The sequence below is a fragment of the Paenibacillus sp. FSL H3-0329 genome, assembly GCF_037963285.1.
Lineage (GTDB): Bacteria > Bacillota > Bacilli > Paenibacillales > Paenibacillaceae > Paenibacillus_AQ > Paenibacillus_AQ odorifer.
Genome location: NZ_CP150150.1, coordinates 4372147 through 4386857 on the forward strand (window position 1 = coordinate 4372147; position 14711 = coordinate 4386857).

The following is a 14711-nucleotide window of genomic DNA, read 5'->3' on the forward strand; positions in this document are numbered from 1 at the left end:
AGGAAAATAGTATACCATAATTGTTGTATCTGCAACAAAAACTAAGTGTTTTCCATTCATCCCACCTATTAGCGTATGGCGTAATCAGTCTCTATGCGGCAGTCAGGACTCCAAAAGTGGAAGCGAACGAGGTTTTTGGGGTTCGATGATGGATGGCGGTTACTTTCGGACCCAGATGACGTTATTTGCGAATATTTCGGCTTTGGAGCAAGGTTTCGGACTCCAGCGCAGTTATTCCGTCGAAAAGGCATCATTTGGGGTGTTTTTCAGGCCAATAGCGACTATGCGGTCCGTTAGGATTCCAAAAGTGGGATATGACGCGTCTAAGGGTCATCTGAGTCCGATAGCTACTTCTGGGCACGCAAATTTGATCGAAGAATGTGCGGCTTGGGGATAGAGGAAACGAGCGACGTTTGGGGTTCGATGATGGAGCAAAAAAAAATGAGGTGCCCCAGTAGCCATTTTCGGCTTTTGGGACACCCATCCTCTCCGCAGTGCGCATATAGCGCGGTATGGTGGACTGGTCAGAGCCCGGTTAAAGCCATCTCATAAATCTTTTTTTAGATAGTTTAATCTGATTATGTTCGGCCCATGCGGTTAGTTCTTTCATACCTTTGTATTCTTCGTCAAGAAAACTAAAACATAATCTATAGGGAGGAAATTTGTGATCTACAGGTTTAATGCCTATTACGGGTATGAAATAGCCCTTTACATAAATATTCTCAATTTGTTTCGCTTGAATTTCTTTGTTATCTACTAATATAGAGTCTGGAAGAATCCGAACCTCAATGAACTTTCTAATCGTAATGATCCTATAGAGCAATATGATTACAACAATCAGACAGAAGGTCAACCATATATAACCAAAATAAAGTAATACTTTATAATCCATATTATTTCTGGCATTTAACAGTAGTATGCTACTTGAAAAAATCATAGAAAACAGAAGCGACATTAACGATGGACGACTCACTTTATAAGCTCCTATATTTTCCATAACCCCCTCACTTTCTCAGACTATTATAGCTTACTATATTTCATAAATTATGGATATGGCACCTCTTTTTAATCCACTGGAATCTCAATCACCTTGTTATATTCCTTCATATAATGTATTCCTTCTATCAGAATATTTTCAGGTTTCGTTTGTGTATCAAATAATAAGGTGCGTTCCTTCATGAGTTTACCGTTCGTTTGTTCTGACTCTTTTTGATTAATTGTTGTTTTTAAAGCCGTGTTTTCGCCAGCATTTTCTATAGACACACCATCCAGCATTACATCCTCATCTGTAGCAATAGTTACTTCAATCCCTTGAGCGGTATTGGACACATCCTTAATCCATAATTCTTTATCCCCCAGTAGAATCGGCTCATTACTATCAGCATTTAGAGGATACTTCTCTTCCAGCTTCTGATATCCAACAAACTCTTTAACAACCAGCTGCAATGAATGTAGTTCTTTTGGCAAGGTGTCATAACGAATATCAAATGATCTCCCACCCAGCGAGGTTTTATTGCTACTACCTAATATTTCTACAGGCTTTCCATTGGCAATTAATTGAATGCCTTCTAGCCCTAATCTTATTCGATCGAAATTCTCGACATTCATACTCCCTTTAATCACAGTCATGGTTGGTGTGGCCGTGATCGACTTGAAGGTAATTGATCCTCTGTCGGCTTTGACCTTTTTATTAATCGATTGCTTGATCTGAGTCCCCATCGCTTGATTTGGATTATAAGAAAACGTTATGCTCCCTTCACTCATCTGCCCTTTCTGTAGAGGTTCCCAGTAACGAAGTGATAGTTTTTTCGAAAATGGGTTTACGCTATCAAATGTCATCGTGCCTTTTATTTCTGTATGTTCGTCGTTGATTAAAGATACGCCACTTCTTATGTTAGAATTCGTGAGAAACCCTTCTATTTTAGAAGGACTAAAATGATCTCCCGTCTCCTCTAGTCCCTTAGGATTGATTAACGTATAATACACAATAAATTGATTGGCATCAGCCATAATTCCGTTAATCGTAAGTTCTGTGCCATCTGCTAACGTCGTCTTTTTGTCTATGCTTTGTCCCATTCCTTGTTCATTGAGTTGTTGCAAAGTTCCCTCTAACACCTCATCAAAACCAAATAACTTTTTTCCATAATAAGCGAAGGCATTATAGCTGTTTCCAGAAACCACTATCACTAATAAGATGACGACTGCAATCTTCCAGAGGGGGGAGCTTTTTCTTTTTATTCTTTTTGGGGGTGCCGAGTCTAAAGCATTTCTTAATCTCATTTCTAAACCCACAGGTGCAGTTATGGACTCTAAATTCCTCTTCTCATCCACTAATCGTTGTTCGACGTTATCGTTCATCAACATCACCTCTGTAATGATTTTTTAGCGTTTGTAATCCATTGTAGATTCTTGATTTAACAGTTCCGATCGAGACCTGTGTAATGTCAGCTATCGTTTGATAATCGAGATCATGAAAATACTTTAATTGAATTGCTTCTCTTTGCTGCTCGTTCACATGTAACAATAACGTCTGCATATCCATTTGCTGTTCACTTTTATGATAAGGATCGCCTGGTGCAACATGGACGCTTTCCATCTTATCATTGGAGCTCCAATCCTCTAATAACACCAGTTTGCTTCGCTTATGAAGCTGCCTTTTGCAGCCATTTACCAAAATCGTTTTACTCCAGCTGTAAAAAGACTCCTCTTTCTTAAGTTGATCAATCTTCTCGTATAACGTAACTATCATTTCCTCCATGGCATCCATTGCATCTTGCGCATTTCCCATATAGCTGTACGCAAGCCTATAAAAAACATCTTTTTCAGACATAATTAATTGCAGCAAAACTTCTTTTTTTCCTTTTTTGGCTTTTTTCACCAATCGCATAACATCCATGCCTTCACCTCTCTCCCCTATATGAGTCAGGAGCACTGTAAAAAGTTCATCTTCATAAAAAATTTTTATATATCGCGAACTATTCAATCCACCTAAACTGTAATATTCAGGAAAATTTCACTCAGACATACCCAAATCTAGTTGATTTTAAACGCTTCAATGTAATAGAATGAACTAATCTAAAAAGAAAAGGATGGGCATAAGCAATGCCGTTTAAAGAACCTCGTACCCTCAGTAAAAGATCCCTGCTATTCTTCTCTCTCATTATGCTTGTAAAAAGCTATTTTGCCTGGTATTTTCTATTTGAAGATGGCCCTACTTGGACCACTTGGCTTAAAGAAATCCCTTTTGTACTTCTAGTCTTTTGCTTGATTGAATGGTTCGCTACGAAACGAAAAATTGCAATTTACATGCTTGTCAATGTGTTGATTACTACTCTATTTTTCTCATTAATTGTATATCATAATCATTTTGGCATCATTGCTACTTCGCAAGTATTAGATCAGGTCAAACAAGTGGGAGCCGTAAAGAAAAGTATATTTTCGGTCCTTCGTCCTCAATATATGCTTATCTTTGTGGATATCATTGTCATCAGCTTGGTGATGTTTAGAAAACAGAAAGCACTGGATTGGAAAAAAGCCATGTCGCGCAAAAGTAACCGTAAAGCGGTGGCAGTCCTGTTCTGTATTTCCATCATCATTTGTGCAATGAATATTTTTCCAAACCGTGCCAGTATGAACGAAACGATTAAAGCGGAGCAAATGGGCATTCTTAATTATGAAGCCTACTCTCTGCTAGCTGATCAAGAGGAAGAACAAATTGACGTCTCTGAGATTACGCAATCCACTATTGATAAAACCAAAGGAATTCAAGCAATCTCTAACCCAGTTTTATTTGGAGCCGCCAAAGGAAAAAATCTAATCATTCTGCAAATGGAGTCTTTCCAGAACTTCTTAATCAATCTAAAGATTGATGGACAAGAAATCACACCAAATATGAACAAGCTTGCGGCCAGCAGCTTCTACTTCCCGCGTTTCTACCAGCAGGTTGGACAAGGCAACACTTCTGACGCAGAGTTTATTGTGAACACTTCTTTTTATGTACCACCTGATGGTCCAGCTACCCAAATGTACGCTCCTAAAGAGCTTCCAAGCTTACCCAAGCTGCTGCAAGCACAAGGTTACGATACGGCAACATTCCATACGAACGAAGTCGACTTTTGGAACCGTGGTGAGCTTTATAGTGCTTTGGGATTCAATCGTTATTATGATAAAACTTACTTCGGGGAAGAAGACACAGTATTTTATGGCGCTTCTGATGAAGTTTTGTATGAAAAAACCGCTGCAGAGCTGGCAAGAATGGATCAGGATGACCAGCCCTTCTACTCCCATGTAATTTCGATGTCATCTCATAACCCGTTCTCCATCCCAGAGGATAAATACAAAATGACACTTCCAGTGCGATTCGAAGGAACGCTTGTTGGCGATTATATTCGGGCTCAGAATTATGCTGATTATGCGCTAGGACTTTTTATTGATGAGCTCAAACAAAACGGAGTGTGGGATAACAGCTTGATCGTATTGTACGGGGATCATCGTGGGCTGCCTATCTTCTCTCTAAAAGAGGATGATCATCTCCTACTGGAAGAGATTCTCGGCCATGAATATTCGGAACGTGAATTGATTAATATTCCGTTGATCATGTCAGCGACAGGGATTACAACACCTAGTGTAAAAGAACAGCTGGGCGGGCAAGTGGATATTTTACCTACCGTATCTAATTTATTGGGTGTCTCACTTACAGATCATATTCATTTCGGACAAGATCTCTTGAATCAATCATCATATAACTTACTTCCACAACGGTATTATTTGCCTACAGGATCTTTCGTAAATAACGAAGAGCTCTTCTTATCCGGCAGTGGCTTCGAGGATGGCCAGCATTATACTTTATCTGGTAACGGCGATCAACCTCTGCAATCCACAGAAGACGAATTCGAGCGTGCCTTACAACTGCTCCATTTGTCAGACAGCTATGTTACACAGCTACCGGATAGAGTTATTGAAGAATAAGCTGCAATGTACAGCAAAAAAGACTGTGCTCGCCAAATCGGCGAGCGCAGTCTTTTTCTATAATGGTTATTATTTTGACTCTTTAACAACTAGTTTAAGCGGTGCCGCAATCAGCTTTTCTACGGTTTTGCCTTCTAATACATCCTTAGCGGCTTGAATGGCTAGCTGGCCAATTAATTCAGGCTGCTGAGCAACGGTTCCTGTTAATTTACCAGCTTCGATGGATTTAAGTGCATCTTCATTTCCATCAAAACCAATCACAGGGATATTCTTGCCTGAACTTTGAATGGCTTCAATGGCACCTAGCGCCATTTCATCATTATGAGCGAAAACTGCTTGTACACCAGGATTTCCTTGTAGAAGGTTCTCCATAACGGTCAGGCCTTTCGTACGGTCGAAATCAGCCGTTTGCTTAGCAATGACATCTAGCTGGCTGTCCGCAATTTCATGGAATCCCTTACCGCGTTCCCGAGTCGCTGACGCTCCTGGGGATCCTTCTAGCTCGATGACCTTTGCACCTTTCCCAAGCTGCTCTACAATATATTCTGCCGCCATAGAGCCACCCTTTACATTGTCAGAGGCAACAAGAGCTTTGATATCCCCTTGATCTGCGGAACGGTCCAAAGTAACGACGGGAATATTTAAACTGTTAGCTGTTTGCACTACCGTCGAGATCGCTGATGAATCTACAGGATTGATCAATAACGCATTCACACCTTTTTGCATCAAATCTTCGACGTCATTACTTTGTTTAGCAGAATCATTTTGGGCATCAATGACAAGGACTTCCAAGCCTTGCTTCTTAGCCTCGGCCAAAACACCATCTTTAACGGATACAAAGAAGGGGTTATTTAAAGTAGATATGGATAATCCAATCTTCATATTCTCCATGCTTCCACCACTGCTAGGCTTAGCCCACTCTGGAGGCTCCAAGGAACAACCTGTCATGAGAATTAATAGTAAGGAAGTAAGAATCAAAGTTAACTTTTTCATGTTGGAATCCCCCTTATACGGCTTTCTTACGGTCTATGAGTACGGCAATGGCAATAACGATCCCTTTGACCACCATTTGGTAAAAAGAGGATACGCCGAGCAAGTTCAAACCATTGTTCAAAATCCCGATAATCAGTGCACCAATCAATGTGCCTACGATACGTCCACGACCACCAGTTAAGCTCGTACCGCCTAATACTACAGCTGCGATAGCATCCAGCTCATAGGATGTGCCTGCTGTGGGTTGTGCTGAGTTCAATCTGGAAGTCAGGATAGCTCCTGCCAATGCGGACAACATACCGGTCAATGAATAGATCATAATTTTAATGCGGTCTACTTTAATCCCTGAAATAATTGATGCTTTTTCATTACCACCAATGGCATAGGTTTTACGACCAAATGGAGTTTTGTGCAATACAACCCATAAGACTGCGAAGACGATGAGCATTGTTATAGCAGGTACAGGTATTCCCAGTAAATATCCACGACCAAACAATTGGAAGGTCATGCTGTCTCCAAGACCTGTGATTGGATTACCGTCTGTGTATACAAGAGTTAATCCCCGGAAAATCGTCATGGTCGCCAACGTAGCGATAAATGGTGCCATTTTACCTTTGGTAATCATCAGTCCGTTGACCATCCCCATCACACCACCCGCTAAACAACCTACAATAATAGCTAAGACAGGATCCCAACCTGACAACATCAGGTTAGCTGTGAAGGCACTGGATAGGGCTAGAATAGAACCCACCGATAAATCGATACCACCCGTTAGAATAACAAAGGTCATCCCAAAAGCGATAAGCGCATTTATGGCAACTTGTCTAAGCAAGTTCAGGATATTAAGGGGCTCCATAAAGCTTGGGTTCAACACCGTAACGATAACAATTAGAATAATCAGCCCTAGTAATGGACCTAGCTTCTGTGTAATTTGCCCGATTTGAAAACCTTTATTTTCTCTCTCACCTTTGATAGTTGTCATTACTATTGCCCCCCTGTAGCTAACGTCATGATTTTTTCTTGCGTAGCTTCTTGTTGTGATAGCTCTCCACTAATTTCCCCTTCATGAACCACTACGATCCGGTCGCTCATTCCTAAAACTTCAGGAAGCTCTGACGATACCATGATAATGGCGACTCCACGTTCCGTTAATTCGTTCATGAGCTGGTAGATCTCCCGTTTAGCTCCTACGTCCACTCCACGGGTAGGTTCATCGAGGATAAGCACACTTAAGCCAATCCCAATCCATTTGGCGATGACCACTTTTTGTTGATTCCCCCCGGATAAATTCCGGACCAAAGTGGAGGAAGACTGTGTCTTGATGTGCAGCCGTTTGATAAGTATGTCTACAAATTCTTGTTCTTTTTTATCAATGATTACACCCTTAGGAGCGAAGCTATATAAATTTGTAAGGACCATATTGTCTCGAATAGAGAAATCAAGCACTAACCCTTCATCTTTCCGATCCTCCGTAACGAATCCTATCCCCACCTTCATCGCATCATTGGGATTTCGAATCGTGACCTTTTCTCCCCGTACCATAATCTCACCACGGTCTAACGATTCCAATCCGAATAAGGTTCTCATCATTTCTGTTCGTCCAGATCCCATTAATCCTGAGAAGCCTAAGATCTCACCAGAATGAACGGAGAAATTAACATCTTTAAATTGCCCTTTTTTCGTGGCATTTTTGACTTCAAGAACAACCTCTCCGGGTTTGGAGGTACGCTCAGGAAACCGGTCAGTTAATTCACGCCCTACCATCTTCCGAACTACATCATCGAAGTTAGTCTCTGGAATAGGCTTCGTGTCTACTGTTTTCCCATCTCGCATGACCGTTATTCGGTCACATATCGTAAAGATCTCTTCCATCCGGTGCGAAATATACACGATGGAGACGCCTTCCTTTTTAAGGGAAGTTATGACTTCGAACAATTTTTGGATTTCCCGTTCGGTTAATGCCGCTGTCGGTTCGTCCATGACGATAACTTTTGCATGAGTCATAAGCGCTTTTGCAATCTCAATCATCTGTTTCTCACCTACCGAACATTCCCCCGCCTCTTGATTTAAGGGAATCGTTACGGAGAGCTTACGAAATTGTTCATTTGCTAACGCTTTCATCTCTTTCATATTTAAGATCCCTAGTTTGGAGGTTCGTTCCTTACCAATAAACAGATTATCTAGAACCGTCATATCCGGCCACACGTTCAGCTCCTGATGAATAAAAGCGATCCCATAACGTTCAGCCTCTTTGGGATTATTAAAGTATGTTTCCTGACCATCTATAGTAATGGTCCCTTGATCACGCTGATGCAGTCCAATCAGAATGTTCATCAGAGTAGACTTGCCTGCGCCATTTTCTCCCATTAGGGCATGAACTTCGCCATCCTTCAGTTCAAAATCCACACCCGTCAACACACGGTTAGCCCCAAAAGATTTATAAATATCTTTCATCGTAATGTGCATACGCTTTGAACCCCCTTTTTATCAAAAATAGACCCCGGCTTGTAAAATACAATTTGCATAAGGCTTAGCTTCCCCCGTACGAATGATGACCTTCGCATGCTGGGTTAACCATTTAAATTGTTCATGTGAAATCGCCTCTATAGGTATTTCCTTAAATTTGCCATTCAAGTATTCAGAGGTATCTTTATTTTTTGCAGCTAATTCCTCTGCTACGATAACTTTCTCAATGACCATATCCTCTGAAATGATTTCGACAAGCTCTTGGAAGCTGGGAACTCCCAATTTAAGTGCTAAATCAATCTTTGGAACACCAGGTGGAACGGGTAATCCAATATCAGCAATGACAATCGTATCGGTGTGGCCTAAATCAGTAAGCACTTTGGAAATATGACTGTTTAAGATTCCTTGTTTTTTCATAATTAAAGACTCACCTCCACCTCTACTCTTGTTGGCATGCCACCTTGGGCACCAAATTTTGTGACGGATAAAGAAGCCGCGCGATTGGCAAACTTTACACTAGTTCGAATAGACTTGCCTTCAGCTAGAGCAACAGCAAATGCCGCATTAAAAGTATCTCCTGCTCCAGTGGTATCTATAGCATTTACTTTATAGGTGGGAACTAAAACTTCCTGTTTACCATCGTAATAACGCACACCATTGCTGCCCTCGGTTATAAATAACTTATTGGGATATTTGCGTAAAGCTTCAGCAGTACTCATCTCAGGAAATAATATTGCACATTCATGTTCATTGGGTGTTAAATAGGTGGCATTGTTTATAATCGTTTCACTGATAGGACGAGCAGGTGCTGGGTTAAGCAACATAGGCACATTGAATTTGTGGCAAATCTCACTTACAAAAGACACCGTTTCTTCCGGAATTTCTTGTTGGATTAATACCATGTCAGAGCCTTTAATATTCTCAAGTGCCCGTTCAACCAAAGCAGGAGTAACTAAATCATTGGCACCTTTTACAACGATAATGCTATTATCACCTTCCGCTAAAATGATGTGGGCTGTGCCACTTTCGGCATGTGTAACCGGTTCCACATTGGCGGTAAAAACGCGATTCTTTTTCAGATTATCCATGATAGCGGTACCATAGAAATCATCACCTACACAACCAACCATCGTAACTTCTGCTCCAAGACGGGCAGCAGCGACTGCTTGGTTCGCGCCCTTACCGCCCGGAACGGTGGAGAATTGTTCTCCAAGCACAGTCTCACCCGCGTGAGGTCGCTTATTCGAAGTCACTACTAAATCCATTGAACAGCTGCCAATTACACAAATCTTAGCCATTTTCATCAACCTTTCTCATGTTGTCATCTATTCTTTACTTCTTGTAGTTTCCCGCTCCACAAAGCTAACGGGTAGTTGAATAATCTTCTCTTCCACCTTATCTTGCTCAATTAGCTTAATAAGTAAACCCGCCGCTTCTCTACCCATATCATGTGCCGGCTGGCGAATGGTGGATAAAGCAGGTGACAACAAGCTGCTAAGCGGGATATCATCGAATCCGATGATTTGCAGATCCTGCGGCACTCTTTTACCTAAACGATGTGCTTCATGAATGACTGCCGTCGCGACAATATCATTACTGGCAATTACGCCATCTGTATCTATATATTTAGCAAATAACTCCACAGCCCATTGTTCTGCTACTGTATGGGAGAAGGATGAAGTTTGGATCACATTATAGCTGATTCCCATTTCATTAAGTACTTCAATCGCCCCAAGAAATCGATCTTGTGCAGGTTTGATATGCGCCGGTCCTTGTATTACTGTGATTTTTTTGCTTCCCCGTGCGATAATCTCTTGTGCTGCAAGACGTCCGCCCTTTTTGCCATCTGCGTATACGGAAGGGCTATCGTTAGAAGTACGGTCCAGAAATACGACCGGAATTTTCAAGTTAGAATAAACGTCGCTCTCAGGGAAGTTGGTTGACGATATCATACCAATGACATTATTTTGGATAAAGGTTTGAATATAATCCATCTCTTTGTCCTCGTTCTCATCACTATTGCCAAAGATGATCCGATAACCTTGCTCCTGCATCCGATCCTCTATCCCCCGCGCTAACTGCGGGAAGAAGGGGTTGGTAATATCAGGCAAGAGCAGCCCAATTAATTTAGATTTCCGCTTGTACAATGATCTTGCAACCTCATTAGGGGTATAATTCATTTCTTTGATCGCTGCCTCAACCTTTTTGCGAGTATCGATATTCACATATCCAGATTCATTTATAACCCGTGAGACTGTTGCTACCGAAACTCCAGCTATTTTTGCGACATCTTTGATCGTCATCATTCTTTAATTCATCCCCCAATGTGTAACCGGTTACATGTATTACATAAATTAGATTATCACATAACCTTTTCATTTACAAATCTTTTTTTTGATCATAAAGCTAACAAAAGATACCAATTATATATCGATATCTTTTGTTATTTGAATTTATTCATCTGCAAAGCGATTTAATAATTTTATTGTATTGAAGTGCATACCTTCATGGTAAAGTGTGAAATTTATGAATTCACCGATTGAATTTAAGGTTAATCCACTTCCTGTTGTAAGAGGGGTTACTTGCTCACTTAAGCGATTGTGAAAAGCTTCCTGGATCCGTTTGGGTTGCTCCGTAAGCATCTCAAGTAAAACTTCAAGCGTTGGCGGTTCCTCATTCCACTCGGCTGGTTTAGTCCCTTTCGCAAATAAGCGTTCAAAGCTTGCCGGCAATTGCATAAGCTCCCTAGCAGAATGAAAGGCAAACTTCTCTTGCACCAAATAAATATGTCCCAAGTTCCAGCGGATATTGTTATTAAAACCTTCTGGAATACTATCTAAAATTCCCTCAGATAGTCCCTCGACAGCACGCACAGTAACACTACGCACAAACTTAAGTTGTTTGAATATGATTTGATCCATTATGACCCCTCCTAACTTTTATCCATAGTTTACCATAAGCTTATCTTTAATTTCCTAATATTATTTTAAACTTAATTGTTTCATAACGAGCGTAATAAACGACTGCATATAGCTTTCTTGAAGTTCCTTCTTTCTGTAACCCATCCATATCGAATGCTTGGAGACTACATTTTCTACTGCTACATTAGCTAATGTTCCCTGATCAAGATAAGGTTTCGCCAACAAAGCGGATACATAACTAATTCCATAACCGGCAATCACAGCTTGAATAACTTCATTCACTCCATTAAATTGAAGCCCAATCGTTGGTTGCTGTACACTTCTTTCTTCACACAACCGGACAAGCCGCTCTCTGGCTGCACTGCCCTCTTCTCTCATAATAAATGCTTCAGACATCACTTCTTCAAAACTTACCTGCTGTTTCGCAAAAGGGTGATGGGAAGAAACCACGAATACATACTCGTCCCTATATAACTCCCAATGTTCGAACACTCCTGTATTATGCGAAGGAAACTCCATATCACTGTAAATCGCCACGTCTGCTTCAAAATTATTCAATTTTTCCATGACTCCATGAGAATTAGTAGTAGTGATCTGAATGTTAACTTCCGGAAAAGATTGTTTAAATAATGACGCCCACCGGGGAATGAGGATGCTTGTCGCCAAATAATTACCTGCAATCCGCAGATTCCCCTCAGGAAATTTGTGATAGTCTTCAATGATTTGCTGGACTTGATCACCCATGGCAAAAAACTTCTCAAGAGGTTCGATTAACCTTTTTCCTAAAGGGGTGGGCACCATCCTCTTTCCTTTAATTTCAAATAATAAAATATGATTCTCCCGTTCAAACTTACGGATTTGCGCTGATATAGCGGGTTGACTGATATGCAAACGTTCAGAGGCTTTGGTCACACTACCTGTGATCGCAACGTAATAAAACAATTTTAATACATGATAGTTCATCGTGATCTCTTCCTCACTTCATAAAATAATATCTGTATTCGCCGCTTATCCTCAGTCATTTTACTATAACTATACATTATGGATGTTAACTATTATATATTGTTTATTTATATTTATTTCTTTTATACTTACAACTATTCATAAGGGAGGTTTTGTTAATGACAAAGACAGTATTATACTTAACCCGCCACGGGCAAACAGAATGGAATTTACAAAAACGAATGCAAGGCCATCAAAATTCTGCGCTTACAGCCTTGGGCGAACAGCAGGCGGAATGGTTGAGAGATCGTTTGCAAGTAGAAAACTTAGGCGCAATTTATTCTAGTACTAGTCCAAGAGCATTGCATACTGCACAGATTTTACGGGGAAAGCGGAGTTTACCTATTCATCAGCAAGTTTCTTTAATGGAAATTAACATGGGGAGCTGGGAAGGAATGAATACGGATCAGATACAACTAGAATCCCCTTTACAATATTCCCATTTTTTCACCAGACCCGATCTATATATTCCTCTAACCTCAGGTGAAACTTATAAGCAGCTTGAAGAAAGAGTAGTGCCGACAATGGAGCGCATCATTAACGATAACGTAGGGCTAGAGGTGCTCATCGTCACCCATCGGATGACTTTAAAAGTCATTATGGCTTATTTTCTTAATAAATCATTGCAGGAAATAGGGGAGTTACCGGATATTCTCTCTACTGCATTATGTAAAGTAACCCTAACTGATAACAATACAACCATCGATCTGTATGGAGATACTTCACATTATCAATGACTATGTATTAAAAAAATAAAAAGGTAACTCCGATTAACGGGGCTACCTTTTTAGCGTTCAACATTAAATATCCACACTTTTGATTATAAAACTGCGTACCTTCATCCATTTGCCTGAAATGAATTCATCAATCGTTTTCGTCTTTGGTCTAACGCAAAAACGGTGTTTTGCCCCTTTATCAAAGCCCACAGCTTCAAAAATTAGGCTGTCCCCTATTTGCTCCTTGAAGAACACTTGCTTTAATCCCAACCTATTTAACATTTCAAGCTTTACGCTCTCAATATATGTGCGCGAATACTCCTTAGACATATGTGTTCCTCCTAGTAGTGGTAGTAATAGTATAAGTCAATATGAAGAAAATCAACAACAGTTGATATATTCTTCCACAAAAAAACAACCAGGCAGCGATTCTCCGTTATTGGAGGTTCGCTGACTGGTGTTTTGGGTCTGTTGTGATTTGCTTGATAGGTTATGAGCTAAGCTTAATCATTCGTAGCTTTCGGATAACCACTCCGTTGTAGCGCACTATCTTGATATATCTGTAAGATAACTGCAATCTATACACTTATTCGATATCCACAAGGGCTAATTCTAACTTTAAGTGTATTCTATACAATTAAAAACTAGAGAAATAGCCTATAGAGTATTAAATCAGGAAAATAGATGTACAAAATACAGCTATTTTCATTGGCCGGGCGTTTTGAGCATTTTAGTTGTACAAAATACAGTTAAAACCATCTACTGTACACTTCAATGTTTCATACTCCATTACTTCATACTCCAATAATTCACTGCTTCAATACTCCATTACTTGTTACTTCGAAGCCGTTGGCTCTCATATGGTAACTAGATGGGGTGTAGTCCATTATGAGTCAGCCCATTCATTACTGATTCCTTTTGCCTATCCTATCCGGATAATTCTATCTATTTAGTCCTTCTACTTCTACCTAATCGAAATCATCACTAACTTATTTAACTTCAGTTGCCCCAGTCACTTTACCTTCAATCCCTGCAGTTGCTTTCACATCTTCGTTTGCGAAGTAAAGATTTCCATCAATAGTCGAGGTTTCATGCAGGTTAAATCCGTTCGCTTCTACATAAACATCACCTTTAATGGTTCCGCCTTGAACTCGCAAATTTTCACTTTGTACGGTTAACTTAGGTACAGTGAGTGTGTAATTGGCAGTAACTTTGTGATCAGCGTCTTGGGCATAAAGAGCAATCTTACGGTAGATGTCGCCGTCTGCGGCCCCTTTATCATGGAATTCGCCTTCAACAACAACATCTTGGGCAATGGTCACATCATTTAGAATGGCAATAATCCAGTTTCCATCTTTACTTACAGCCTTGGTAAACGCATCTGCTTGATTTACGATTGAAGCTGTAGTAACTGCATCCGTTTGCTCTGTAGCTGGAGCCGTAGTAGCCGCTGAATTAGTTGCATTATTATTATTCGCACCACAACCAGACAAGACTGCAACCGAGACGCCTGCTACTAACATCATTTTAAATAACTTCATTTTAAATCCCCCTTGTTTTTGATTATAAATTAATTATATATTAAAATTTTTAATAAACAGGTGAAAAATTTCACAATATTGTGTCGTTATCTGAAGCGGTTTCA

The 14711-nt window shown here is 40.4% G+C and carries 15 protein-coding genes; 2 read left to right on the forward strand and 13 right to left on the reverse strand.

Annotation, left to right across the window (positions count from 1 at the left end; translation table 11 throughout):
- Nucleotides 1–535: 535 nt before the first annotated feature.
- The 3 genes from NSQ66_RS19335 to NSQ66_RS19345 all read right to left on the reverse strand — a co-directional run bounded on the left by NSQ66_RS19335 (nt 536) and on the right by NSQ66_RS19345 (nt 2896).
- The gene (locus NSQ66_RS19335) at nt 536–997 is read right to left on the reverse strand and encodes a hypothetical protein (RefSeq protein WP_076141063.1); all 462 of its coding nucleotides are present in this window, start codon (nt 995–997) and stop codon (nt 536–538) included.
- 68 nt (nt 998–1065) lie between these two features.
- A complete protein-coding gene (locus NSQ66_RS19340; protein ID WP_076141064.1) occupies nt 1066–2358 on the reverse strand; it encodes a DUF4179 domain-containing protein in 1293 nt (430 codons plus the stop codon).
- Nucleotides 2348–2896 carry a sigma-70 family RNA polymerase sigma factor gene (locus NSQ66_RS19345; RefSeq protein WP_076141065.1) on the reverse strand — a complete coding sequence of 183 codons (549 nt, stop codon included), beginning with the start codon at nt 2894–2896 and terminating at the stop codon, nt 2348–2350. The genes NSQ66_RS19340 and NSQ66_RS19345 overlap by 11 nt, the downstream gene beginning before the upstream one ends.
- 206 nt (nt 2897–3102) lie before the next feature.
- Here NSQ66_RS19345 and NSQ66_RS19350 point away from each other — a divergent pair, with 206 nt between their 5' ends.
- Nucleotides 3103–4968, forward strand: coding sequence for an LTA synthase family protein (locus NSQ66_RS19350; RefSeq protein ID WP_076141066.1), 1866 nt, complete (start codon nt 3103–3105; stop codon nt 4966–4968).
- A gap of 69 nt (nt 4969–5037) precedes the next feature.
- On the opposite strand, the gene rbsB is transcribed toward NSQ66_RS19350, so the two are convergent.
- The 8 genes from rbsB to NSQ66_RS19390 form a co-directional block, all read right to left on the reverse strand.
- On the reverse strand, nt 5038–5961 hold the full coding sequence (rbsB, locus tag NSQ66_RS19355) for a ribose ABC transporter substrate-binding protein RbsB (RefSeq protein ID WP_036688935.1): 924 nt from the start codon (nt 5959–5961) through the stop codon (nt 5038–5040).
- 13 nt (nt 5962–5974) lie between these two features.
- Nucleotides 5975–6943: a ribose ABC transporter permease gene (gene rbsC, locus NSQ66_RS19360; RefSeq protein WP_036688938.1), complete on the reverse strand. Its 969-nt coding sequence runs from the start codon at nt 6941–6943 to the stop codon at nt 5975–5977.
- 2 nt (nt 6944–6945) lie between these two features.
- A complete protein-coding gene (locus NSQ66_RS19365; RefSeq protein WP_076141067.1) occupies nt 6946–8427 on the reverse strand; it encodes a sugar ABC transporter ATP-binding protein in 1482 nt (493 codons plus the stop codon).
- Between the two features lie 21 nt (nt 8428–8448).
- Nucleotides 8449–8844: a D-ribose pyranase gene (gene rbsD / locus NSQ66_RS19370; protein WP_339279342.1), complete on the reverse strand. Its 396-nt coding sequence runs from the start codon at nt 8842–8844 to the stop codon at nt 8449–8451.
- A 2-nt stretch (nt 8845–8846) separates the two neighbouring features.
- Nucleotides 8847–9725 carry a ribokinase gene (rbsK, locus tag NSQ66_RS19375; protein ID WP_036689135.1) on the reverse strand — a complete coding sequence of 293 codons (879 nt, stop codon included), beginning with the start codon at nt 9723–9725 and terminating at the stop codon, nt 8847–8849.
- Nucleotides 9726–9752: 27 nt separating this feature from the next.
- Nucleotides 9753–10733, reverse strand: a complete 981-nt coding sequence (locus tag NSQ66_RS19380) for a LacI family DNA-binding transcriptional regulator (protein ID WP_036688945.1) — start codon at nt 10731–10733, stop codon at nt 9753–9755.
- A 147-nt stretch (nt 10734–10880) separates the two neighbouring features.
- On the reverse strand, nt 10881–11348 hold the full coding sequence (locus NSQ66_RS19385) for a DinB family protein (RefSeq protein ID WP_076141068.1): 468 nt from the start codon (nt 11346–11348) through the stop codon (nt 10881–10883).
- Between the two features lie 60 nt (nt 11349–11408).
- Nucleotides 11409–12311: a LysR family transcriptional regulator gene (locus NSQ66_RS19390; protein ID WP_076141069.1), complete on the reverse strand. Its 903-nt coding sequence runs from the start codon at nt 12309–12311 to the stop codon at nt 11409–11411.
- Between the two features lie 158 nt (nt 12312–12469).
- On the opposite strand from NSQ66_RS19390, the gene NSQ66_RS19395 reads away from it, so the two are divergent.
- Nucleotides 12470–13087, forward strand: a complete 618-nt coding sequence (locus NSQ66_RS19395; protein WP_036688952.1) for a histidine phosphatase family protein — start codon at nt 12470–12472, stop codon at nt 13085–13087.
- 63 nt (nt 13088–13150) lie between these two features.
- Here the strand turns inward: NSQ66_RS19395 and NSQ66_RS19400 are convergent, their stop codons facing one another.
- Entirely contained in the window at nt 13151–13396 is a 246-nt protein-coding gene (locus NSQ66_RS19400; protein ID WP_036688955.1) for a hypothetical protein, read from the reverse strand.
- A gap of 659 nt (nt 13397–14055) precedes the next feature.
- Nucleotides 14056–14607, reverse strand: coding sequence for a polymer-forming cytoskeletal protein (locus NSQ66_RS19405; protein WP_076100192.1), 552 nt, complete (start codon nt 14605–14607; stop codon nt 14056–14058).
- Between the last annotated feature and the right edge of the window lie 104 nt (nt 14608–14711).

Excerpts from the sequence above, each read along its gene's own strand:
- NSQ66_RS19335 (WP_076141063.1), bottom strand. The coding sequence starts at position 997 with ATGGAAAATATAGGAGCTTATAAAGTGAGTCGTCCATCGTTAATGTCG.
- NSQ66_RS19340 (WP_076141064.1), bottom strand. The coding sequence starts at position 2,358 with ATGAACGATAACGTCGAACAACGATTAGTGGATGAGAAGAGGAATTTA.
- NSQ66_RS19345 (WP_076141065.1), bottom strand. The coding sequence starts at position 2,896 with ATGGATGTTATGCGATTGGTGAAAAAAGCCAAAAAAGGAAAAAAAGAA.
- NSQ66_RS19350 (WP_076141066.1), top strand. The coding sequence starts at position 3,103 with ATGCCGTTTAAAGAACCTCGTACCCTCAGTAAAAGATCCCTGCTATTC.
- rbsB (WP_036688935.1), bottom strand. The coding sequence starts at position 5,961 with ATGAAAAAGTTAACTTTGATTCTTACTTCCTTACTATTAATTCTCATG.
- rbsC (WP_036688938.1), bottom strand. The coding sequence starts at position 6,943 with ATGACAACTATCAAAGGTGAGAGAGAAAATAAAGGTTTTCAAATCGGG.
- NSQ66_RS19365 (WP_076141067.1), bottom strand. The coding sequence starts at position 8,427 with ATGCACATTACGATGAAAGATATTTATAAATCTTTTGGGGCTAACCGT.
- rbsD (WP_339279342.1), bottom strand. The coding sequence starts at position 8,844 with ATGAAAAAACAAGGAATCTTAAACAGTCATATTTCCAAAGTGCTTACT.
- rbsK (WP_036689135.1), bottom strand. The coding sequence starts at position 9,725 with ATGGCTAAGATTTGTGTAATTGGCAGCTGTTCAATGGATTTAGTAGTG.
- NSQ66_RS19380 (WP_036688945.1), bottom strand. The coding sequence starts at position 10,733 with ATGATGACGATCAAAGATGTCGCAAAAATAGCTGGAGTTTCGGTAGCA.
- NSQ66_RS19385 (WP_076141068.1), bottom strand. The coding sequence starts at position 11,348 with ATGGATCAAATCATATTCAAACAACTTAAGTTTGTGCGTAGTGTTACT.
- NSQ66_RS19390 (WP_076141069.1), bottom strand. The coding sequence starts at position 12,311 with ATGAACTATCATGTATTAAAATTGTTTTATTACGTTGCGATCACAGGT.
- NSQ66_RS19395 (WP_036688952.1), top strand. The coding sequence starts at position 12,470 with ATGACAAAGACAGTATTATACTTAACCCGCCACGGGCAAACAGAATGG.
- NSQ66_RS19400 (WP_036688955.1), bottom strand. The coding sequence starts at position 13,396 with ATGTCTAAGGAGTATTCGCGCACATATATTGAGAGCGTAAAGCTTGAA.
- NSQ66_RS19405 (WP_076100192.1), bottom strand. The coding sequence starts at position 14,607 with ATGAAGTTATTTAAAATGATGTTAGTAGCAGGCGTCTCGGTTGCAGTC.